Source organism: Bifidobacterium sp. UTCIF-38, from assembly GCF_006454495.1.
In the GTDB taxonomy this organism is placed as follows: Bacteria; Actinomycetota; Actinomycetes; order Actinomycetales; family Bifidobacteriaceae; genus Bifidobacterium; species Bifidobacterium callitrichos.
In genome coordinates this window covers 102,227-121,803 of sequence record NZ_JFAL01000006.1, presented here as the reverse complement: position 1 = coordinate 121,803, position 19,577 = coordinate 102,227, and the positions used below count along the sequence as shown (strand labels likewise).

Annotated in this window: 15 protein-coding genes and 1 tRNA gene; 3 read left to right on the top strand and 13 right to left on the bottom strand. The window is 64.1% G+C overall.

What is annotated here, in order from left to right:
• Window positions 1–8 precede the first annotated feature (8 nt).
• Entirely contained in the window at window positions 9–1,322 is a 1,314-nt protein-coding gene (locus BW11_RS02840; RefSeq protein ID WP_140444511.1) for an MFS transporter, read from the bottom strand.
• A 257-nt stretch (window positions 1,323–1,579) separates the two neighbouring features.
• Window positions 1,580–1,981, bottom strand: a complete 402-nt coding sequence (locus BW11_RS02835) for a VOC family protein (RefSeq protein ID WP_140444512.1) — start codon at window positions 1,979–1,981, stop codon at window positions 1,580–1,582.
• A gap of 199 nt (window positions 1,982–2,180) precedes the next feature.
• Here BW11_RS02835 and glgX point away from each other — a divergent pair, with 199 nt between their 5' ends.
• Complete coding sequence (glgX, locus tag BW11_RS02830; RefSeq protein WP_140444513.1) at window positions 2,181–4,910, top strand: glycogen debranching protein GlgX; 2,730 nt, start codon at window positions 2,181–2,183, stop codon at window positions 4,908–4,910.
• Between the two features lie 103 nt (window positions 4,911–5,013).
• Here the strand turns inward: glgX and rpsI are convergent, their stop codons facing one another.
• The 7 genes from rpsI to BW11_RS02795 all read right to left on the bottom strand — a co-directional run bounded on the left by rpsI (window position 5,014) and on the right by BW11_RS02795 (window position 12,540).
• The gene (rpsI, locus tag BW11_RS02825; protein WP_043164548.1) at window positions 5,014–5,505 is read right to left on the bottom strand and encodes a 30S ribosomal protein S9; all 492 of its coding nucleotides are present in this window, start codon (window positions 5,503–5,505) and stop codon (window positions 5,014–5,016) included.
• A 20-nt stretch (window positions 5,506–5,525) separates the two neighbouring features.
• Entirely contained in the window at window positions 5,526–5,975 is a 450-nt protein-coding gene (gene rplM / locus BW11_RS02820; protein ID WP_043164549.1) for a 50S ribosomal protein L13, read from the bottom strand.
• Window positions 5,976–6,397: 422 nt separating this feature from the next.
• Window positions 6,398–8,563 carry a 4-alpha-glucanotransferase gene (gene malQ / locus BW11_RS02815; protein WP_140444514.1) on the bottom strand — a complete coding sequence of 722 codons (2,166 nt, stop codon included), beginning with the start codon at window positions 8,561–8,563 and terminating at the stop codon, window positions 6,398–6,400.
• Window positions 8,564–8,725: 162 nt separating this feature from the next.
• The gene (locus tag BW11_RS02810; protein WP_052119012.1) at window positions 8,726–9,364 is read right to left on the bottom strand and encodes a HEAT repeat domain-containing protein; all 639 of its coding nucleotides are present in this window, start codon (window positions 9,362–9,364) and stop codon (window positions 8,726–8,728) included.
• A gap of 17 nt (window positions 9,365–9,381) precedes the next feature.
• Window positions 9,382–10,023: a YigZ family protein gene (locus BW11_RS02805; RefSeq protein WP_043164555.1), complete on the bottom strand. Its 642-nt coding sequence runs from the start codon at window positions 10,021–10,023 to the stop codon at window positions 9,382–9,384.
• Between the two features lie 8 nt (window positions 10,024–10,031).
• Complete coding sequence (locus tag BW11_RS02800) at window positions 10,032–11,066, bottom strand: D-2-hydroxyacid dehydrogenase family protein (RefSeq protein ID WP_052119025.1); 1,035 nt, start codon at window positions 11,064–11,066, stop codon at window positions 10,032–10,034.
• A 181-nt stretch (window positions 11,067–11,247) separates the two neighbouring features.
• The gene (locus BW11_RS02795; RefSeq protein ID WP_375137625.1) at window positions 11,248–12,540 is read right to left on the bottom strand and encodes a CapA family protein; all 1,293 of its coding nucleotides are present in this window, start codon (window positions 12,538–12,540) and stop codon (window positions 11,248–11,250) included.
• Window positions 12,541–12,997: 457 nt separating this feature from the next.
• Between BW11_RS02795 and BW11_RS02790 the strand changes: the two genes are divergently transcribed.
• Window positions 12,998–13,084 (top strand) — tRNA-Ser (locus BW11_RS02790).
• A 474-nt stretch (window positions 13,085–13,558) separates the two neighbouring features.
• On the opposite strand, the gene BW11_RS02785 is transcribed toward BW11_RS02790, so the two are convergent.
• Entirely contained in the window at window positions 13,559–14,506 is a 948-nt protein-coding gene (locus BW11_RS02785) for a DMT family transporter (RefSeq protein WP_140444517.1), read from the bottom strand.
• 276 nt (window positions 14,507–14,782) lie between these two features.
• On the opposite strand from BW11_RS02785, the gene dinB reads away from it, so the two are divergent.
• Window positions 14,783–16,054, top strand: a complete 1,272-nt coding sequence (gene dinB, locus BW11_RS02780; RefSeq protein ID WP_140444518.1) for a DNA polymerase IV — start codon at window positions 14,783–14,785, stop codon at window positions 16,052–16,054.
• Window positions 16,055–16,066: 12 nt separating this feature from the next.
• On the opposite strand, the gene dapC is transcribed toward dinB, so the two are convergent.
• The 3 genes from dapC to BW11_RS02765 form a co-directional block, all read right to left on the bottom strand.
• Window positions 16,067–17,257 carry a succinyldiaminopimelate transaminase gene (gene dapC / locus BW11_RS02775; RefSeq protein ID WP_140444519.1) on the bottom strand — a complete coding sequence of 397 codons (1,191 nt, stop codon included), beginning with the start codon at window positions 17,255–17,257 and terminating at the stop codon, window positions 16,067–16,069.
• Window positions 17,258–17,442: 185 nt separating this feature from the next.
• Window positions 17,443–17,766: a ferredoxin gene (gene fdxA, locus BW11_RS02770; RefSeq protein ID WP_043164583.1), complete on the bottom strand. Its 324-nt coding sequence runs from the start codon at window positions 17,764–17,766 to the stop codon at window positions 17,443–17,445.
• A gap of 107 nt (window positions 17,767–17,873) precedes the next feature.
• Entirely contained in the window at window positions 17,874–19,400 is a 1,527-nt protein-coding gene (locus BW11_RS02765) for an amino acid permease (protein WP_140444520.1), read from the bottom strand.
• Window positions 19,401–19,577: the final 177 nt, after the last annotated feature.

Below are 19,577 nucleotides of genomic sequence, written 5' to 3'. Positions count from 1 at the left end.
ACGCGAGGTCAGACGGTCTGCGGAGCCGCGACCATGATCATCGGGTCGGCGTCGGCCACAGGCTCCTTGACCGCGACGCGACGGCCGCGTTCATCGAACCCAGGCTGCCGGGGGCGAATCCACAGCGAAATAGCGGATCCTCCGATATAGCAGATCGCATACGCCCAGCACACTCCGGCGAATCCCACGGTTTCCAGCAGCAGCGTGGCGATGAACGGGCCGCAGAAGGTCGTCAGACCCGACGCGAGATTGTGGGCGGAAACGGCGGCACCCTTGTGGTCGGGTTCCAATGCAGGGAACACAGCTCCCATGGGAACGAACGCCGAAATGCCCAGACCAAGTACGACCGCGCATGCGTACATCGCCGGCAGATTATGTCCAAGGAACTGTGGAACGTAGTACATGGCAAGGGTACCGATCGCGGAGAGCCAGCATCCCCACCAACGCATCTGCCGCATCCATCCGAAACGGTCTCCCATACGACCCCAGAACACGTTGCCGAATACGGTGACCACGAACAGCAGTCCCCAGATCGTCGACCATTCGGTGACCTTGAACCATGCGCCACCACCATTGGTGTGAGTGGAGAGATAGAGGGGCATGATGACCGGGAATCCGTACAAGGTCAAGTTGCAAATGACACGTAGCACGGCGGCGAAGGCAATCTGACGATTGTCCTTGAGGATGGTCACACCGCGGGAAAGTTCACGCAGCTTATCGGCCGTGCTCATCGTCTCAAGTTCGACGTTGGCTGTCGTCGGCACGAACATGATGCAGATCAGCATGCCAACGATGGCGAACGGCAGAGACAACCACAGCGAGTAGTACTCACCGATCACCGGTGTGATGAATGCAGGCAGGTAAGCGCCGAATACACCGATGCCGAATGAATAGGCAGTCCAGAACCATCCCATGGCGGACGCGAGTTTGCCTGGATCGACGGTCTGCGCCAACAGCACCACATACGAGTAGATGAACAGCGGATACCCCATACCGCGCAGCATGTACGTACCCAGCATCAACGGATAGAGGTGGCTCGGGAGGGCGACGCCGATGAACACCAGATGCAGCAGGATCCAGGATCCAGCGCCGACGATCATGATGCGCTTGGCTCCGAACAACTCGGCCAGCACGCCGGACGACCAGCCGGCAAGCGCCGCCACCAGACCGTACAGGGTGAACATCAATGACGCCTGCGCCGATGAGAACCCCTGATCCACCACATATTTCGACAGGAACGTCAATTCGAAACCATCGCCTGTCATGAATACCGCTATCGCCAAGAATCCCGGCAACAGCTTTCGCATAAGCCCCTGTGCCATGCGTTCTCCTTACCTGCAAGAACATATACAACATCACTGTCAACTTCCGCTCGTCTTTGGAGCGTTAGTTATATTTTCCAGCGAATAATCACGGTCTTTCTCCGTGACAATCGGCAACAATTGATACTTTCTTGTAAGCCGGAATCACAGAAAGGAGTATGACTAAACGACGGACGGCCGACATGCCCAGAGTGTGGGGATGCCGGCCGTCCGCCGTTGTTGGTTGAAGGATCAGTCGATGGGGGAGTGAATCGAAGCTACTTGACGATCTGGCAGAACTCGATGGTCTCGCGGTTCGGGCCGAAGACGTTGAAGTAGCGGATGCCCTTCTTCCAGAAGGTCGGGATCGAGGCGATCTCGTCCTCGCGGGTCTCGAGACCCAGCTCCTTGGCGTTGGCCCACGCGGCCTCGATGTCCGGGGTGTCAAGTGCCCAGTGGTTGATGGCACCAGCCTGCATCGGCGCCTCCTCACCCTCCCAGGTCTCGATGGTCAGGTGGCCATAGCGCAGGAACGCGCAACGGTTCTCACCGTTCGGGTAGACACCGACCAGCTCGAAACCGAGCTTCTTGGTATAGAACTCGATGGTCTCATCCAGATCCCTGGCAATCATGCCGGAATGCTGGAGATCGGTGGTGAATGCGGTCATCGGCTTGGCCATGATGGTTCTCCTTTGCATTGAATGTGGCTTCAGTGTACGGCCGGCCGGCGGATGCCGCCAACGGACATCGCCGCGCTTTTCGTCGGAATCCGGTACTTTATCCGTAACCGAGCACCGCCGATCACCGCCTGTCACCGCGATACGGCCGCATGGTACAGCGGTGAATGGGGTAGTAACTGGCCACGTCTACAATGGGTGTATGAGAAATCCATCGTTGCATCGCTTCGCCACACGCCCGGGCTTCTACTTCACCGAGGACGGCGGCGCGGACGTCATCGTCCGTTCCGAGACCGCCGACCAGGTGTGGCTGAGCGTCATCGAGTCGTTGGATGATCCCACCGCCTTCTATCAGGACGCGATCCGCCTCTTCGACACACCGGGGGTGTCGTTCGTCGACCAGATCCACGAGTTCCCGGTCTGCATGCGCCTGATCGAGGACCAGTACGTGCGCGAGACGCTGTTCCGCATGGAAGGTCCAAACTACGGCCTGTGGTACGTGCACATCCCCAAGGCGTGGAGCGGCATGCACTACGGGTTCCGCGTCGATGGCGCGTGGGATCCCCAGCACGGTGTGCGGTTCAACCCGTACAAGCTGCTGCTCGACCCGTATGCGAAGGGCATCGACGGGAAGATGGAGCTCTCCCCCGCCGCGTTCTCCTACGAATGCGAGGTGAAGGACAACCGCGTGACCGGTTCGGCGTTCGGCGCGATGAGCACCGTCGATTCGCTCGGTCACATGCCGATCTCCGTGGCCATCGACGACCGCGACGAGCGCAAGCACGACGCTGACCCCGTGCACCCGCACATCCCGTGGAGCAAGACCGTCATCTACGAACTGCACGTCAAGGGCTTCACCGCGCAGGCGCCGTGGCTGCCCGAGGAGCTGCGCGGCACGTACGCCGGACTCGCCCACCCGACCACGCTCGCCTACCTGCAGGGGCTCGGCGTCACCTCGATCGAGTTGCTGCCGATCCAGGCCAAGCAGAACGAGGTGTTCCTCCAGGAGCGCGGACGTGTCAACTACTGGGGCTACAACACCTTGGGGTTCTTCGCGCCCGAACCCTCCTACGCGACGAAATCCGCACAGGAGAAGGGCGCCGAGGCGGTGCGCGAGGAGGTTCTCCACATGGTGCGCGCGCTGCACGAGGCCGGCTTCGAGGTCATCATGGACGTCGTCTACAACCATTCGTGCGAGGGCGGCGTCGAAGGGCCGACCGTCTGCTGGCGTGGACTCGACGCGATCTCCTACTACCGGCGTCAGAAGAACAACATCGCCCGGCTGGAGGACACGACCGGCTGCGGCAACACCTTCGACTTCACGAACACGCACGTCGTGACCTTCGCCATCGACTCGCTGCGATACTGGGCCAAGCGCATCGGCATCGACGGATTCCGTTTCGATCTGGGCGTCTCGCTGGCGAGGCTCAACGGCGAGTTCACGCAGCATCACCCGTTCCTGTACGCGCTGCGTTCGGACCTGCTGCTCGGCAATCTCAAACTCATCATGGAGCCGTGGGATCTGGGCAATCTCGGCTGGCGCACCGGACAGTTCTCCCTGCCGTTCGCCGAATGGAACGACCGATTCCGCGACACCACGCGCCAGTTCTGGCTCACCGACGTGGCCGGAGGCGGTCGCGTCGGGCGCATCGGCATGCAGGAGATGGCGACCCGACTGTGCGGATCGGCCGACCTGTTCGCCACCGATCCCGGGCGTGGAGCCGCGTCGTCGATCAACTTCGTCTCCTGCCACGACGGATTCACGCTCACCGATCTGACCCGCTACACGAACAAGCACAACGAGGCGAACGGCGAAAACAACAACGACGGTTCGAACGTGAACAACTCCACGAACTTCGGCGTGGAGGGCCGCACGGACGACATGACGATCATCGCCCGACGCGAACGCGCGGCGATGAACATGCTCGGCACGCTGCTGCTGAGCCTCGGCACGCCGATGATGCTCGCCGGCGACGAATACGGCAATTCGCAGGCCGGCAACAACAACGCGTACTGCCAGGACGGTCCGATCAGCTACCTGAAATGGGATTGGCTGTACACGGCGGAGAAGAACTGGCATATGCATCGCCTCGAAACCGTCTCCAAGCTCATCTCACTGCGCAAGTCGCTGGATCTCTACCATCAGGAGGGGTTCTTCACGCGTCTGACCCAGCTGGGGTTGCTCAAGCCGTCCAGCCGCATCCAGTGGTTCCTGCCGGATGGCACGACGCCGATGGAACGCGACTGGTTCGATCTGGGGCAGCGCAGCTTCGCGATGCAGCTGCTCGACGCGAGCGAAACCGATGTGATCATCGTCATCAACGGAGTCCCGGAGGACAGGCAGTTCCGTCTGCCGGCGGACAGCTCATGGACTCCGGCGTGGTGTTCCGCCGAAAGCACCGGACATCTGCCCGGGCACGGGTTGCGCGTGCAGGATGTTCGACTCAGCGAACACCAGTCGACCTGGGCGAGCAATGTGCCGGAGGATAGCAACATTCACGAGCTGGTGGAACGCATGCAGTCCGATCCGTCCACCAAGCAGATGCAAGATCTGACCGACGCGTTCGACGCGGATATGAAGGCGGTGGCGTTGGCCGAAGCGGCGCAGCGGGCCGCAGAGAAGGCAAACGCCACGCTTGCGGGCGATGAATCGGACGATGAATCGGGTGAACGTTCCGAGTCGGCGGCTCGCGGAGAGGCCGTCGATGCTGGCGGCAATGCCGGCATGACGCCGGTGGAAACCACGAGTGCAAGTGCCGCTGAAGCCTCGGACGAGACTTCGGTCGAAGCCGACGACACCACTGTGGGCGATCTCGGTGTGCATTCCGCGTCCGAGGAGTCCCTCGAAGAGGTCCCCGAGGAGATTCCCGACGACAATGTCTGGACGTTCCCGGCGTTGAGCATCACCCTGATGAAGCAGCTTCTGAACTAGACGGGTCCGCCCGCCGAATCTCGCGGGCCCTGATACGGCGAAACCCCGCCACCGAACGAACGGTGACGGGGTTTCGTATCGCGTGCAGCGACAAGCGCGAAAATCAACGCTTGGAGAACTGCGGAGCGCGACGGGCCTTGTGCAGACCGGCCTTCTTGCGCTCGACGACGCGAGCGTCACGGGTCAGCATGCCGGCCTTCTTCAGCGCGGCGCGGTTGGCGTCGCGATCGATGGCGTTCAGCGCGCGGGCCACGCCGAGACGGATGGCGCCGGCCTGACCGGTGGTACCGCCGCCGTCGACGAGGACGATAGCGTCGAACTTGCCCTCAAGCTTGAGGAGGACGATCGGGGAGTTGACCTCACGCTGCAGCAGCTTGGAGGGGAAGTACTCCTCCAGGGTGCGGCCGTTGATGGTCCACTTGCCAGAGCCCGGAACCAGACGGACGCGGGCGACAGCCTCCTTGCGACGACCGGTGCCGTAGCCCGGCTCGATCGCGGAGGTGCCGGTGCCAGCGCCGGCGTTGGTCTCGGTGGTGTAGCTGGTGAGCTCCTCTTCGGTTTCCTGAACCGCGGAGTTGTTGGTGTTTTCAGCCATGTTCTCTATCTCCCTTCGGTTCACTTAGCCTGCTGAGAAACCTGCTGGATCTCGAAGACCTGCGGCTTCTGCGGGGTGTGCGGGTGCTCGGCGCCGGCGAAGACACGCAGGCGGGTGAGCTGCACCTTGGACAGACGGTTCTTCGGCAGCATGCCCTTGACGGCAGCGGTGATGATGCGCTCGGGCTTGTTGGCGAGCAGCTGGGCGTAGGTGTCACGGCGCAGACCACCGGGGCGGCCGGAGTGCGCGTAGAGTTCCTTGCCCATCTTGTTGCCGGTCAGCGCGATCTTGTCAGCGTTGATCACGATAACGTAGTTGCCAGAATCGGCGTGCGGCGCGAAGGTCGGCTTGTTCTTGCCACGCAGCAGGGTAGCAACCTGGGAGGCGAGACGGCCGAGCACCACGTCGGTGGCGTCGACGACGTACCAGTCATGAGTCAGATCGGCTGGTTTCGGAGTGAAAGTCTTCACTGTTCTACCTTTTCTATATTGTGTTCCGGGCTTCGGCTGCTCGGCGTGCGTGTAGGAGACGCGCGGCCCGAGAGGCCTCAGACCTCTTTATCCGTGGGCTCCCTGAAAGTCCTCGATGGCGAGTGGGAAAGCGCTTTGAAGGACCCCTTAGGGAAACACAACAATCCACTAGTATATCGCCGGGCATGACATCGCACCGGGCGTGTCGAGGCGTGCCACACACGCCGAAGCACGTCCGATCCTGCAGAATCGGACGAAAAGAGGCTCTACGCGTGACATGAAACGTCCGATACTACAGGATCGGACGCCAACAGACGTCCGGATGAACGAAAAACGTCCGACCCTATAGGATCGGACGTTTTCTCGTTTTCCTTGTGCCCGTCTGGCTCCGGGACGAATCTGTCCGGACGGCGGACCAGACGCTAGTCGCGCATGATGTTGGCGATGCGCTGGACCGACTCGCGGGCGAACAGGCCCTCGACCGGCACCACGTTGCCGTTGCCGTCGGCGAGCGGGATGCGCCAGTTCGGATACTCGTTGTTGGTGCCCGGCTGGTTCTGCGCACGCTTCTCACCCACCGCATCGGTGATGGAGGCGGCGAGCAGCTTGCACGGCGAGCCCTTGAGCGCACGGTACTGCGCCTCGATGACCGCAGCCTCATTGGTCTTGACGTCCTCGGCGAGCGCATCCTGCAGGTAGCCCTGTTCCACCAGCATGCGAAGCATCGCATCCTGTTCCGCCTTGGCGGACCGCTCAAACTCCTCCTTCGGACCGGTCAGCAGACCGAGGCGTTCGCGGATGTTGACGTGTTCGAACTCCAGATAGCCGGCTGCCGGCGGCAGATCATGCGTGTTGACCGAGGCGAGCGCATACGGACGCCAGTCGGACGGAGCACGGAACGTGCCGTTGAACTGCTCGAACCATTCGACCGCGCAACCGAGCAGACCGTGCTTCTTGAGCGAATCGGACACGTAATCCGGCACGACGCCCAGATCCTCGCCGACGACCACGCCGTCGGCACGGGACGCTTCGAGCGCGAGGATGCCGAGCATGACGTCGGAGTTGTAGTAGACGTATGCGCCGTCGATCGGCTTCTTGTCGGCCGGGACCCACCACAGGCGGAACAGGCCGAGGATGTGGTCGATGCGCACGGCACCGGCGTGGGAGAACATGTTGTGCACCAGATTGCGGTAGGCGGCGAATCCGGTGTTCTCCAGCACGATCGGGTTGAGCGGAGGCTGGCTCCAGTCCTGACCCTGCTGGTTGAACATGTCCGGTGGAGCGCCGACGGTGGCGCCCTTGGCGAAGCTCTCCGGGTTCCACCACACCTCGGAGCCGAGCGGGTGGACGCCGACGGCCATATCGGCCATGATGCCGATGCGCATGCCGTTCTCGCGGGCGCGCTTCTGGGCGCGGTCGAGCTGCTGGGAGGCGATCCATTCGAGCCAGCGGTAGAAGTTGAGCGTGTCGGGGAACTGCTGGCGCAGCGCGGCCACCTCGGCGGAGTTCTTGTCGAGACGCTGCTCCCAGTTCGTCGATTCACGGCTGGGTGCGCCCCACTTGTCGTAGCACAGGCACCATGTGGCGTAGCCCTCGAGGGCATCGCCGCCCTCGTGCACGAAATCGTCGAACTCCTGCTGACGCACCGGGCTGCGACCGACCTTGAAGATGATCCACAGGGCGTGCATCTTGGCGCGCCACATCGCATCGCGATCGATCAGCTGGGAATCGCCGTTGAGCGGTTCGACGGTGGCGTGCAGCTGGTTGATCTGGTCAAGGCTCTCCTTGCCGAGCAGCCGGTACTCCTCGATCGCCTCGGGACGGATGTACGTGAAGTTGACCAGACCGCGGGAGATCGGCAGGTACGGGGACGGAGTGAGCGGAGAGACGGGCTCGGCGGCGTGCACCGGGTTGATGAGCATGAAGTCGCTGCCCGTGTGCTTCTTGGAATCCACCAGCAGATTCGACAGATCCTCGAAGTCGCCCACGCCCCACGAGTTCGCGGAGCGGATCGAGTACAGCTGAGCCATCCATCCCCACAGGTGGCCGTACTTCATCTGGTCGAGCAGCTCGACTCGCGCGGGGGCGCTGATCAGCGTGGCGTCCTGCTTGCGGCCGGCCACGCTGACGTGCAGCGTGTGGTATCCGGCGGGAAGGTCCGCGGGGATGATGAGCGCCGCGGTGGTGATGAACTTGTCGTTGAGCACGTAGGCCTTGGAGCCGTCGCCGGGACCGTAGGCGATCCTGCCGGGGTAGCGCGTGCCGTCTTCCAGGGTGATCTTGGCGGACGGGATGTCGAACACGCCGACATTCACCGGGATGCGGGTCTCCTCACCCACCGTGTGCAGCAGCGTCGGTGCGACCAGTCGGGTGCGACGCGCATCACGGATGCGCTTGCTTGACTGCGCGATCGCCTCGTCGCTGGAGGCGTCGACACCGAGTGCGGCGAGCACCGCCACGAGGACGTCATCATCGATCTCGTGGTAGTCGTTGCTCATGCCGACATAACTGGTGCCGATGCCTACAAGCTTGGCCAGCTGAATGAGCGGGCGCTCAAGACGCTCCGCACTTTCCGTTCTCTCTGTCATGGTTCCAAGTGTAGCGCCCGCACGGAAAAAACGCCCTATGCCACGACCGTGCGCGAGACCGCAGAAACGCCTTCGGAAACGTCTTGGAAACACTCCGCTGGACGGCAGATGAACCGGCGTGAAACACCGCGTGAAACTTGGCGATGCACTATGGCGAGACGGTCACGCGTTACGTCGTTTGGCGACAGCGTGACGCACCTCTGCGGAAGGATCGTCGGCGAGCTTGTTCAGCGTCTCGTCGGTGGTGTTCGGGTTGAGCGCGACCGCCCGGCGTACCATCGAGGAGAGCACCGCGGGCGCCCCCTCCTCGATCTCGGTGCCGAGAGTGGCGAGGAAGGCGAGCGTGGCGGCATCGACCTCGGGGTTCTGTGCGCCCTCGAGACGCATCTTCCATGAGGTCTTCTTGTTGCGCAGGGCGGTGTCGCGCACTTCGGGCACCGGGTCCTTGGTCAGGCGTCCGACCAGCCAGTTCTTGTCGTCGGCATTGCCCGCCACGGCCTTGCGCACCGCCGGATCGGGGTCCTTCGCCAGTTTGACCAGCACGTTCGGGAACGGCATGGTCTGCGCCAGGAAGACACGGTCCTCGACCGGCGTGTTCGGATTGCCGCCCACGGCCTCCAGCAGTGCGGTGGCGCGGGAGAACGCGGCCTGATCGGCCCGGTCCGGCAGATCACGACGCGCGAACTCGGACAGTTCGGCGGCATCGGTGGAATGGCGCAGATGCTCGTAGGTGACGGTCAGCGGTTCGAACTGCTGCTCGGTCGACTGGTCGGTCGATTGGTCGGCTTGTTGATCGGTCATGGGTATCAGCTTAGTTCCTAGTCGAGGGCGACCGCGCGGTTCACCACGTCCATAGGCTCCGGGGTCACGGTCGCGTTGAAGGTCTCCGTGACGAGTTCCTCGAAGCGTGCGGTGTTGTCGAGCGGCATCGAGGCGACGAGCGTGACGTCGGCCGCGTACGTCTCGTCGGACTGCGTGCCGTCGACGGCGGCGAGGATCTGCCCGAATCGCTTGAGCTGCGGGTACTCAAGGGAGACGAGATAGCGTCGGCACGGCACGATCGCGGCCTTGCGCGCGGCCTTGACGGCGATCGAGGCACCGGTCGAGTACGCGCGGATGAGCCCGCCGGAGCCGAGCAGGATGCCGCCGAAATAGCGGGTGACAGCCACGACGCAGTCGGTCAGATCGTTGGCACGCAGCACGTCGAGGATCGGCTTGCCGGCGGTGCCGGACGGTTCACCGTCATCGCTCATGCGTTCGGCCACACGCCCGTCGGCACCGCCGGTGACGGCCGCATAGGCGACGTGACGGGATTTGGGGTGACGTTCGCGGATCGATTCAACAAAGGCGAGCGCCTCGTCGAGCGTGTCGACGTGCGCGGCGTCGCCAATGAACTCGGACTTCTTCTCAACGAACGCGTCATGCGCGGGTTCGTTCACGGGGTCAAGGATCGTCTGCATCGGCCGGCTCAGTTCCGCCGTGCGCCGGATTCGACGGCGTCATGCTCGGCGTCATGCTCGGAGACGACGACGTTGACCTCGCCGCCGGTGAGGAAGGCGCGCGTGGCCTCGACCATCTGGCGCGTGAGGTCCGAGAACGCGCCATCGGTGCGCCATGCGACGTGCGGGGTGAGTACGACCCCGGGCATCGCACGCAACGGGTCGTCGGCGGGCAGCGGCTCCCGATCGTACACGTCGAGTGCCGCGGCCACGTCGCCCTGTGCGAGACGGGCCGCGAGCGCGCCGGGTTCGATGACCTCGGCGCGGGCGGTGTTGACAAGCATCGCGCCGGGTTTGAGATGCGCGAGATTGTCGGCGGTGATGAGTCCGCGCGTGGCGCCGTCGATGAGCGGCAGGTGGATGGAGACGACGTCGGCCGCGGCGATGAGCTCGTTCATATCCGCGATCGGGGTGACGCCGAGTTCGGCGAATCGGGCGGAGGGCGTGTGTCCGCTGCTCCACGCCGTGACCTCCATGCCGAAGGCCTTCGCGATGCGCGCCACGGTGGAGCCGATGCCGCCGAGTCCGATGATGGCGAGTCTGCGGCCGGCGAGCTGGAGGCCGTCGGCGTGGGGCCCACCCCAACCGCCTCGCTTCATACGGTCGTCGAGTTCGCCGACGTGGCGTAGCAGTTCGAACAGCAGGGCGAACGTGTGTTCGGCCACCGCATTGTCGCCGTAGTGTTCGGCGTTGCAGACGCGTACGCCGAGTTCGCGGGCGAGCGCGAGGTTGATGTAGCTGGCGACGCCGGTGCCGGAGAAGACGATGCACCTGACATGGCCGCCCTCCTCGCCGCCTGCGCGAACGCCTGCCGATATGCGGCGCAGCAGATCGTCGGAAATGTGCGGACCGGCGTTGATCATCACGTCGGCGTCGGCCACGCGTCGCGCGATCGTGTCGGCGTCCTCGGTGAACTCCTCGAAGATACGCACCCGGGCGATGTCGCGCAGCGCCTCCAGTCTTGCCTTGAACGGTGCGATGATCGAGACGATGGCGGACGGCATGACGACCAGCGGCAGGTCGTCGCGTTCGGGTTGCGTTTCGAATACCCTCGGAGCGGACGCCGTTGCGGTGCCACCGATGCCGTTGCTCCGTATGCCGTTGCCCTGTATGCCGTTGCTCTGTGTGATCGTGGTCTTCTCGGTCATAGTCTCCACCTTAGTATTTTCATCCGGCCTATTTGGACTACTTGGTCGATGTCGACGACGTTTCGTCGGTGAGACGCCATTCGCGTACGACGTTCGGATCGGCGCCCATCGAATAGATCACCTTGGAGATGCGTTGACGCTGCGCCGTGTCCGCCGCTTCGGAATTGCATACGCCGTCCGGCTTGTCGGAGGATATCGGGCACCATGCATAGGAGCCCTGACGCATGCTCACGCTGGGCACCCAGTCGATGCGATTGACCCGCCATGAGCCCTTCACGCCCTTGCGGCCCGCGAACTGGATGCGCGCGGTGACGCCCTGATTGTTGACGTCATGGCCGGGGATCGTGCTGACGACGCTCACCGCATTGCCCAGTCCGTAGATGATCCAGGTGCCGTTGTAATGCTCGATCGGCTGCGCGCAGTGGCATCCGGCGCCGTAGATGACGTCGAACGCGCCGGTGTCGGCGAGCGCGTGCGCCTCGGACTGCTGGTAGGAGTCCGCATAGTCGAGGTACTCCTGCAGGGAGTGCATGGCGACGGCGACCACGTCGGCGCCCTGTTCGCGCGCCTTGTTCGCCTTGTCGACGAGCCGGCGGATGTCCGAATCGTGGTTGGGGTCGCCGCTCTGACGCAGACGGTCCACGCGCCAATCGGCGTCCGCGGTCATGCCGTTGAGCGAGACGGTGCCGGTGACGAGTCCCAGCTTGCCGCCGCCGGTCGGCGAGTCGATGACCAGGGGTTTGAGGGAGTCCTCCTCGGTCTTGTAGGAGCCGGTCTGGGCGATGCCGTTCGCCGCAAGCGTGTCCCACAACCGGTCGATGCCGGCGGCGCCCTGATCCCAGGAGTGGTTGGTCGCATGCGTGCACGCGTGATAGCCGACATGCTGTGCCGCGTCGGCCACCTCGGGCGGGATGTTGAACACCGGCCATCCGGTGTAGGGGCCACCGCGCTGGGCGATCGGCGTCTCGAACTCGCATACCGCGATGTCGGAGGCCTGGATGTACTTGCGCATCGGCTCGAACAGCGGGTCGAAGTCGAACGCCGTGCCGTCGGTCGCCGCGGTGTTGGCGGAGGCGAAGTGCTTCCACAGGTTGGGATGGAAGAGCAGGTCGCCGTTGACGAGCATCGCGATGCAGTCCTGGTCGGGGCAGTCGGGCGAATTGCCGTGGTGTTCGATGGCGACCGGCTTGGGCGCGGTCTGGGGGCGGTCGAGCGCGCCGGCGGAGGATCCAGCCCCGTTCGCGGCGCTCGGCGCGGGTGCGGTTCCGAAGCGTTCGATCATCGCCCTCGCCCCGGCGCCGAGCGCGACCGCAAGCGCGACGGCGAGCACGGCCGCCAATATGGCGATCGCGCGCGATGCCGCTCTGCTCCCGCCTCCGGTACGGGCGTGACGACCGTATTCACCGGTATGACGACCGGTATATCTTCCGCTATGGCGACTGTTCCGGACCATTCTGACTCCCGCTCTCTGTGCCCTCACGACTCCGCTCCGACATGCGACTGCGTCATGACGATCACAGCGATTCGGGGGGGGTGTCGTCGGTTGTTTAGGTCTAGAATAGTCCGCGGAGACGGACGGACAATGGCGTACCTCCGGCTCCGCCTACACGTGTTTACACAGGGCGGTGCCGGAGAGCTTCATAGAAAGCGCCGTCAGACGCATGAATTTCTGATTCGTCTGACGGATTTTTGTTTTTTCTTCGATTTGGCGGGTCGCACCTCGATCATGGTGTATAGTTACATGCTGTTGCGCTTCAGACTGCGACAACGCCTGTCTGATGCAACACGGAGTGATGCCTGAGTGGCCGAAAGGGGCACCCTGCTAAGGTGTTAGTTGCGTTAGCGGCTCGGGGGTTCGAATCCCCCTCACTCCGCGATCAAGGGATTTACGGGAAACCGTGAATCCCTTTTTTCATGCCGAAAACGGCGGTATTCCAACGGTTTCAAGGCCTTCCAGCGCTCGCCACGGAGCCCCAAAAGCACCACAAAAGTTCCCATGGCTCAACCTTTCAGCCAATCGCCCCTCTGCTCACCCAACCGACACCCGTCAAACCAACCGACACACGTTCAATCGACCGTCACAGCGCTCCCTTCACCCCTCTCTCGCTCCTCAGCGTCATTTTTTTCCGAAATCACCCCATTGCTCGGGAATATGTGACGCTGGCGATTTCTGGGCGTCACTTATTCCCGAGCAATGGACGAACTTCGGGAATAAGTGACGCTCAGGACGCTCAGGACGCTCAGGACGCTCAGGACGCTCAGGACGCCGGTATCCCCTTTCATCCAGTCCGAGCGGATGGCCGCCCCCTGTTTCGGGGATGATGACCCTGAAATCTCCCAAGGTATGATCAGTCGCCCGGAGCCGGGGTGTTGTCACCGGAGAAGGTGACGATCACGGCGAGGATGACCAGTCCGACGCCGATCATCTCGGCGACGCCCGGTATCTCGCCGAGGAACAGTCCGACCGCGATCGCGACCGCGGGATTGATGGACTGCATGACGGAGAACGCGGCCGGCGTCACGCGACGCATCGTGACCTGTTCGATGACGTAGGGGAAGAACGAGGCGAGCAGCGAGACGACGAACAACAGACCGAACAGCTTCAGCGGCCCTGCAGGTTCGAGCGCCCACGTGGCGCTCGCCTTGGGATGTACCAGATGCCGGACTGCGGGAACGCCGAGGAACAGCGACTGCAAAGCCCAGCCGATCGCGATCGCGATGCACAGGTTGTCGAGCGAGTTGCCGCCGGAGGCGATGTGCCGGCCGGTGACGATGTACACGCCCCACATCGATCCGCCGATGAGGATCGCGACCAGGCCGATGAGGAAGTTGCCGTTGCCGTCCGGGTTGGCGAGCGAGATGCCCGCGAGCAGGACGACGCCGACCGCCGCGATGGCGATGCCGACCCGTTCGCGCCAGCTGTGTCCGGTGATCACGGCGACCGACAGCGGACCCACGAATTCGATCGCGACGGCGATGCCCATGTCCATGTTGCTGATCGCGACGTAGAACATCGTGTTCATGAGCACGAGCGACACGCCGAGCAGCACCACCCAGCCCCAGCTGCGCGCATCGCGGCGGAACAGGTGCGCGCGTTTGGCCGCGGACCAGGGACGACGCCACAGCAGCAACAGCACCGCCATGAATCCGACGCGATACCACACCGCGTACAGCGGGTCGAGCTGCGTGAACGCGAGTTTGGCGATGGCGGTCGCCGAGTAGATAATGATCGCCTCGCATACGACGATCACGACAACAGGCACACGGTTCAGCACATCGACCACAGCTCTCTTCATATCCGTCAACGCTACACGAGCCGCGCTCCCCCGCCTAATGCCACCGATCCCCCACGATACGCAGTCATGATACGGACAGAAAAGTGGACGAAGTCCACGATCGAACCACGTAGGAAGGTAGAAAATCCAGACACACGAGCGGTCGGCCGTGCCGTCCTGTTCACGACCGTAGGCCTGGCCGAGCGGCCTTGAGCGTGTCGTGAACAGGACGGCATGGCCGACCGCGGTACCGAGATCCGAAGAGAGGAGCCTCAGCATACAGCTACAATCGGCGATATGAGCACCGCACCGAGACTGGCCGCCGCCAAACGCGATTGGGGGCACGACGAGACCGGATGCACCGTGCTGCATATCGATATGGACGCGTTCTACGCCTCGCTCGAGGTGGCGCGTCACCCGGAGCTCAAGGGCAGACCGGTGATCATCGGCACGGGCCCGCGCTCGGTGGTGTCCGCCGCCAGCTACGAGGCGAGACGATACGGCATCAACTCGGCGATGCCTTCGGCCCGCGCCCGTCAGCTGTGCCCGGACGGCGTCTTCCTGCCGGTGGACATGCGCTACTACCGGTCGGTGTCACGCGAGATCATGACCACCGTCTTCCACGCCGTCACCGATCAGGTGGAGCAGGTGTCGGTCGATGAAGGGTATATGGATGTCTCGGGCGCGCTGCTCGCCTGGAAACGGCCGAGCGCGATCGGCGCATGGATCCGCGCCGAGGTGGAGCGCCGGTTCCATGTGACCTGTTCTGTGGGCGTCGCGGCGAACAAGCTCATCGCGAAGATGGCGTCGACGAACGCCAAGCCGAACGGCATGCTGCTGATCCCGAAGGCCCGGTCGGCCGAGTTCGTGCAGCTGATGCCGTTGCGCGGCATTCCCGGCATCGGCCCGTCGCTGGAGAAGCGGCTCAACTCGTGGGGCATCGATTCGGTGGCCGATCTGGCGGCGACGAGCATGGAGACGCTGCAACGGGCGACCGGCTCTCCGGCGGCCGCGCACGGCCTGTGGATGGCGTCGCGCGGTCTTGATGATCGCACGGTGACGCCGATTCGCGTGGAGAAGTCGATCGGCTCGGAGGAGACGCTGCTCGAGGACACCACCGATCAGCGTGTGGTGTGTCGTCTGTTGCGCGAGGCGTGCGATGAGGTGGCCGGCTCGCTGCGTCGCCGGGGTTTCGTGGCGCGCACGGTCACGGTCAAGCTGCGGTTCGCCGACCTGAGCTATCGCACGCGGTCGCGTACGCTGCAGCGCCCGGTGGATACGGCGAGCGCCCTGTATCCGCAGTGCGTGCGTCTGCTGCATGAGATGCTGGGGATGGATATGGATGCGGGCGATACCCCGTTGCCGAAGCTGATCCGGCTGGCGGGGATGAGCGCCAGCGGTCTATCGGACACGGCTGCGACGGCGGTGCAGCCGTCGTTGGACGACATGATCGAGGAGGCGGAAAGCGCCGATGCGAGCACGACGAGCGATCGAAGACGCCGGGCCGAGGCCGCACTGGATGCGGTGCGGCAACGGTTCGGCAATCAAGCGGTCAAGTTCGGCGCGTAGCAGACAAGGCAATCACGCGGCGCGCAGGCGGGCGCAGGCGGCGTCGACCGCCTCGTCGGTGGCGGTGGCGGAGAAGCGAAGGTATGCGGGGGCGCCGTAGAACTCGCCGGGGCTGGCGATGATGCCGATACGGGCGAGATCGGCCATGTCGGCCCAGCAGTCGCCGGTGATGGCCCTGACCCACACGTACAGCGCTCCGGACGGCATCGCCGCGTCGTAGCCGTGCGCGCGCAGGGCGTCGACGAGTCGGATCAGCCGATCATGGTAGCGGCTCCACTGCTCGCGCACCGATTCGACATCACGCAGGCCGGCGGCCATGGCGGCCTGCACCGGGCCGGGGATGATCTGGCCGATCTGCTTGCGGTATTCGGCCATGTCCGTGACGAGCCGGTAGTCGCCGGCGATGAGCGCGGTGCGATAGCCGGCCATGTTGCTCTGCTTGGACAGCGAGTAGAGGACGAGCACGCCGTCGGCGCTGTTCTCGCACACGCGCAGGTTCAGCGCGCAGGGCGTGGCGGAGAGGTTGAATGCGTCGGCCGCGGTGGTTTCGTTCGATTCGGCGGCCGGAGCGATCGAGGCGGTCGTGGCCGACCGCCAGTCCATAAGCGCGTAGCATTCGTCGGACAGGACGACCGCGCCGATCGAACGCGCGGCCGCCACGATGTCGGCGAGCCAGTCGGCGCCGAGCACCTCACCGGTGGGGTTGCACGGCGAGTTGACCCATACGGCCTTCACGTTCGGCACGTGCCGCCACGACTCCACGTCGGCCACGTCGTCGACCTTGAGCACCGTCGCCCCGGCCAGCTGGGTGCCGATCTCGTACGTCGGGTAGGAGACCTTCGGCTGGACGACGACGTCGCCCTCGCCCAGATGCAGCAGCGAGGCCATCAGCGCGACGGCCTCCTTGGAGCCGACGGTGGGGACGACGGCCGCGTTGATCGACTTCAGGTCCACGCCGCGCAGGTGACGGAACCACCAGTCGATCGCCCCCTTGAGGTCGGCGGTGCCTGCGGTGACGGGGTATCCGTGGGCGTTCGCCGCGTCGGATCCGCCCGCGAGGGCGTCCCGCACGGATGCCGGGACCGGATCGACCGGGGAGCCGACGGACAGGTCGATCATGCCGCCTTCGACCGTCTGCGCGGTCTTCTTGTAGCCCGCGATGCGGGACCAGTCATACGGCGATGAATACGCGTGGAAACCCATGGGCGTGAAGCCTTTCTCTCTGCTTGTCCCGCCTCGCCGGCTTGCCGGGCGTTCGCGATGGAGCGCCGGGACCGGAAAAGCGGGAACGGTTGTGCAACAAGGATAGCCGTCTTACGAAAAATCCTCCCCGTGGTGGGGAGGATTTCGATACGGAAACGCCCGTACCCGCTTGCGATCGGAGGCGATCAGTCCTGATTCTGCGGGGGCAGCGCCGCGACCTGCTCGGGGTCCTTGCCGATCGGGCCGTGGGCGGAGGCGCCGCCGAAATCGCCGACCTCGGCGAAGAAGTTGGCGGCGGCATCCTTGTACCAGGCCCACTCGTCCGGCAGATCATCCTCGTAGAAGATGGCCTCGGTCGGGCAGACCGGCTCGCACGCGCCGCAGTCGACGCACTCGTTCGGGTTGATGTACAGCGAGCGGGAGCCCTCGTAGATGCAGTCGACCGGGCACTCGTCCACGCAGGCCTTGTCCTTGACGTCAACGCAAGGCTGAGCGACAACGTATGGCATCGGATCCTCCTTAGATCAAACTGCTCTAAGGATAGTCTCGCGCGCGGACTCGCTGTGCCGCATTCGCCGCGTCCCCTGCCGCGTCAGCCGTTGACTCAACCGTTGACTCAGCCGTTGACCGCCTTGTCGGTTTCGGCGGAGAGCTTGTCGGTCAGGTCGCCCTTGCCGAGTCGCGCATGCCAGTAGCCGTAGCCGAAGTAGATCGCGAAGCCGACGACGAGCCACACGACGAAACGGATCCAGGTCAGGACCGTGAGGTTGAGCATGAGCCACAGGTTCGCCAGACCGATGAGGATCGGGATCCACGGATTGCCGGGCATCTTGAAGGCGCGCGGCAGGTCGGGGCGCTTGGCTCGCATGATCGGGATGGAGATCGCGACGAGCGTGAACGCGGAAAGCGTGCCGATGTTCACCATGTCGGAGAGGACGCCGATGTCGAAGCATGCGGCGACGAGGGCGACGACCACGCCGACGCCGATCTGCAGGCCGGCCGGGGTGCCGTGCTTGCCGGTCTTGGACAGGCTACGCGGCAGCAGGCCGTCACGGCTCATCGCGAAGACGATGCGGGTCAGGCCCAGCAGCAGCACCATGACGACGGTGGCGAGCCCCAGCACGATGCCGAAGCTGATGATCTTGGCGGCCCAGTTGGCGCCGACCAGCTCGAACGCGGTGGCCAGCGACGGGCTGTCCTGCTTGGCGAGATCCTTGTAGGAGACCATGCCGGTGGTGACGACGGCGACGAGCATGTACATGACGATGATCAGCGCCATGCCGACGCCGATGCCGAGCGGCACGTTCCGGTGCGGGTTCTTCGTCTCCTCGGAGGCGGTGGCCACGACGTCGAAGCCGATGAACGCGAAGAACACGAGCGCCGCGCCGGACAGGATGCCGGGCACACCGTAGATGGACGGGGTCATGCCGGTGGCCCACTGCCACAGCGGCTGGCCCATCGCGCCGGCGACGGCCGCGGAGCTCTGCACGTTGGAGGCGGGCTCGCTCGGCGGGATGAACGGCGTGAAGTTGGACGCCTTGACGTAGAAGAAGCCAACGATCACGACGAAGAACACGATCGCGATCTTGAGCACGGTCATCGCGCCGTCCACGCGGGCGCCGATCTTGGTGCCGAACACGAGCAGCGTGGTGAAGAACGCGACGATGATGATCGGGGCGACGTCGAGGTTGAACGAGCCGATGGCGATGTTCGTGTTGGCGTCCCAGCCCATCAGACGCATGAAGTCGTTGAGATAGACGCCCCAGTACTTGGAGATCACGGAACCCGCCATGAGCATCTCCAAGATCAGGTCCCAGCCGATGATCCACGCCATGATCTCGCCGACCGTGGTGTACGTGAAGGTGTAGGCGGAGCCCGCCACCGGGATCATCGAGGCGAATTCGGCGTAGCACATGACGGCCGCGCCGCATACGATGCCGGCGATCAGGAAGCTGATGATGACGGCGGGGCCGGCGTGGAACGCGGCGGCCTGCGCGCCGACCGAGAAGATGCCGGCGCCGACGGCGACGGCGACGCCCATGATGGACAGATCCCACCACGTGAGGTTGCGCTTGAGCGTGCGACCCTCCTCGCCGGTTTCGGCGATGGTCTGCTCGACGGATTTGGTTCGGAATAGTTGCATGTTGGTTATGGCCTTCTGCTCTCCAGAATTTGTTCGAGTAGAGAGTATAGGCCGAAAACCGCTCATTACGGAAGACAACGTTACGAGAATGTGTCAAGCCTTCCGGATGCTGGACGACGGCGATCGTCCGTGAGCGTCCACGGAGCGTTCGCGGACGATCCACGGACGATCACGATG

Coding starts and splice junctions, on each gene's coding strand:
- BW11_RS02840 (WP_140444511.1), bottom strand. CDS start 1,322: ATGGCACAGGGGCTTATGCGAAAGCTGTTGCCGGGATTCTTGGCGATA.
- BW11_RS02835 (WP_140444512.1), bottom strand. CDS start 1,981: ATGGCCAAGCCGATGACCGCATTCACCACCGATCTCCAGCATTCCGGC.
- glgX (WP_140444513.1), top strand. CDS start 2,181: ATGAGAAATCCATCGTTGCATCGCTTCGCCACACGCCCGGGCTTCTAC.
- rpsI (WP_043164548.1), bottom strand. CDS start 5,505: ATGGCTGAAAACACCAACAACTCCGCGGTTCAGGAAACCGAAGAGGAG.
- malQ (WP_140444514.1), bottom strand. CDS start 8,563: ATGACAGAGAGAACGGAAAGTGCGGAGCGTCTTGAGCGCCCGCTCATT.
- BW11_RS02810 (WP_052119012.1), bottom strand. CDS start 9,364: ATGACCGATCAACAAGCCGACCAATCGACCGACCAGTCGACCGAGCAG.
- BW11_RS02805 (WP_043164555.1), bottom strand. CDS start 10,023: ATGCAGACGATCCTTGACCCCGTGAACGAACCCGCGCATGACGCGTTC.
- BW11_RS02800 (WP_052119025.1), bottom strand. CDS start 11,066: ATGCCGTCCGCCATCGTCTCGATCATCGCACCGTTCAAGGCAAGACTG.
- BW11_RS02785 (WP_140444517.1), bottom strand. CDS start 14,506: ATGAAGAGAGCTGTGGTCGATGTGCTGAACCGTGTGCCTGTTGTCGTG.
- dinB (WP_140444518.1), top strand. CDS start 14,783: ATGAGCACCGCACCGAGACTGGCCGCCGCCAAACGCGATTGGGGGCAC.
- dapC (WP_140444519.1), bottom strand. CDS start 17,257: ATGGGTTTCCACGCGTATTCATCGCCGTATGACTGGTCCCGCATCGCG.
- fdxA (WP_043164583.1), bottom strand. CDS start 17,766: ATGCCATACGTTGTCGCTCAGCCTTGCGTTGACGTCAAGGACAAGGCC.
- BW11_RS02765 (WP_140444520.1), bottom strand. CDS start 19,400: ATGCAACTATTCCGAACCAAATCCGTCGAGCAGACCATCGCCGAAACC.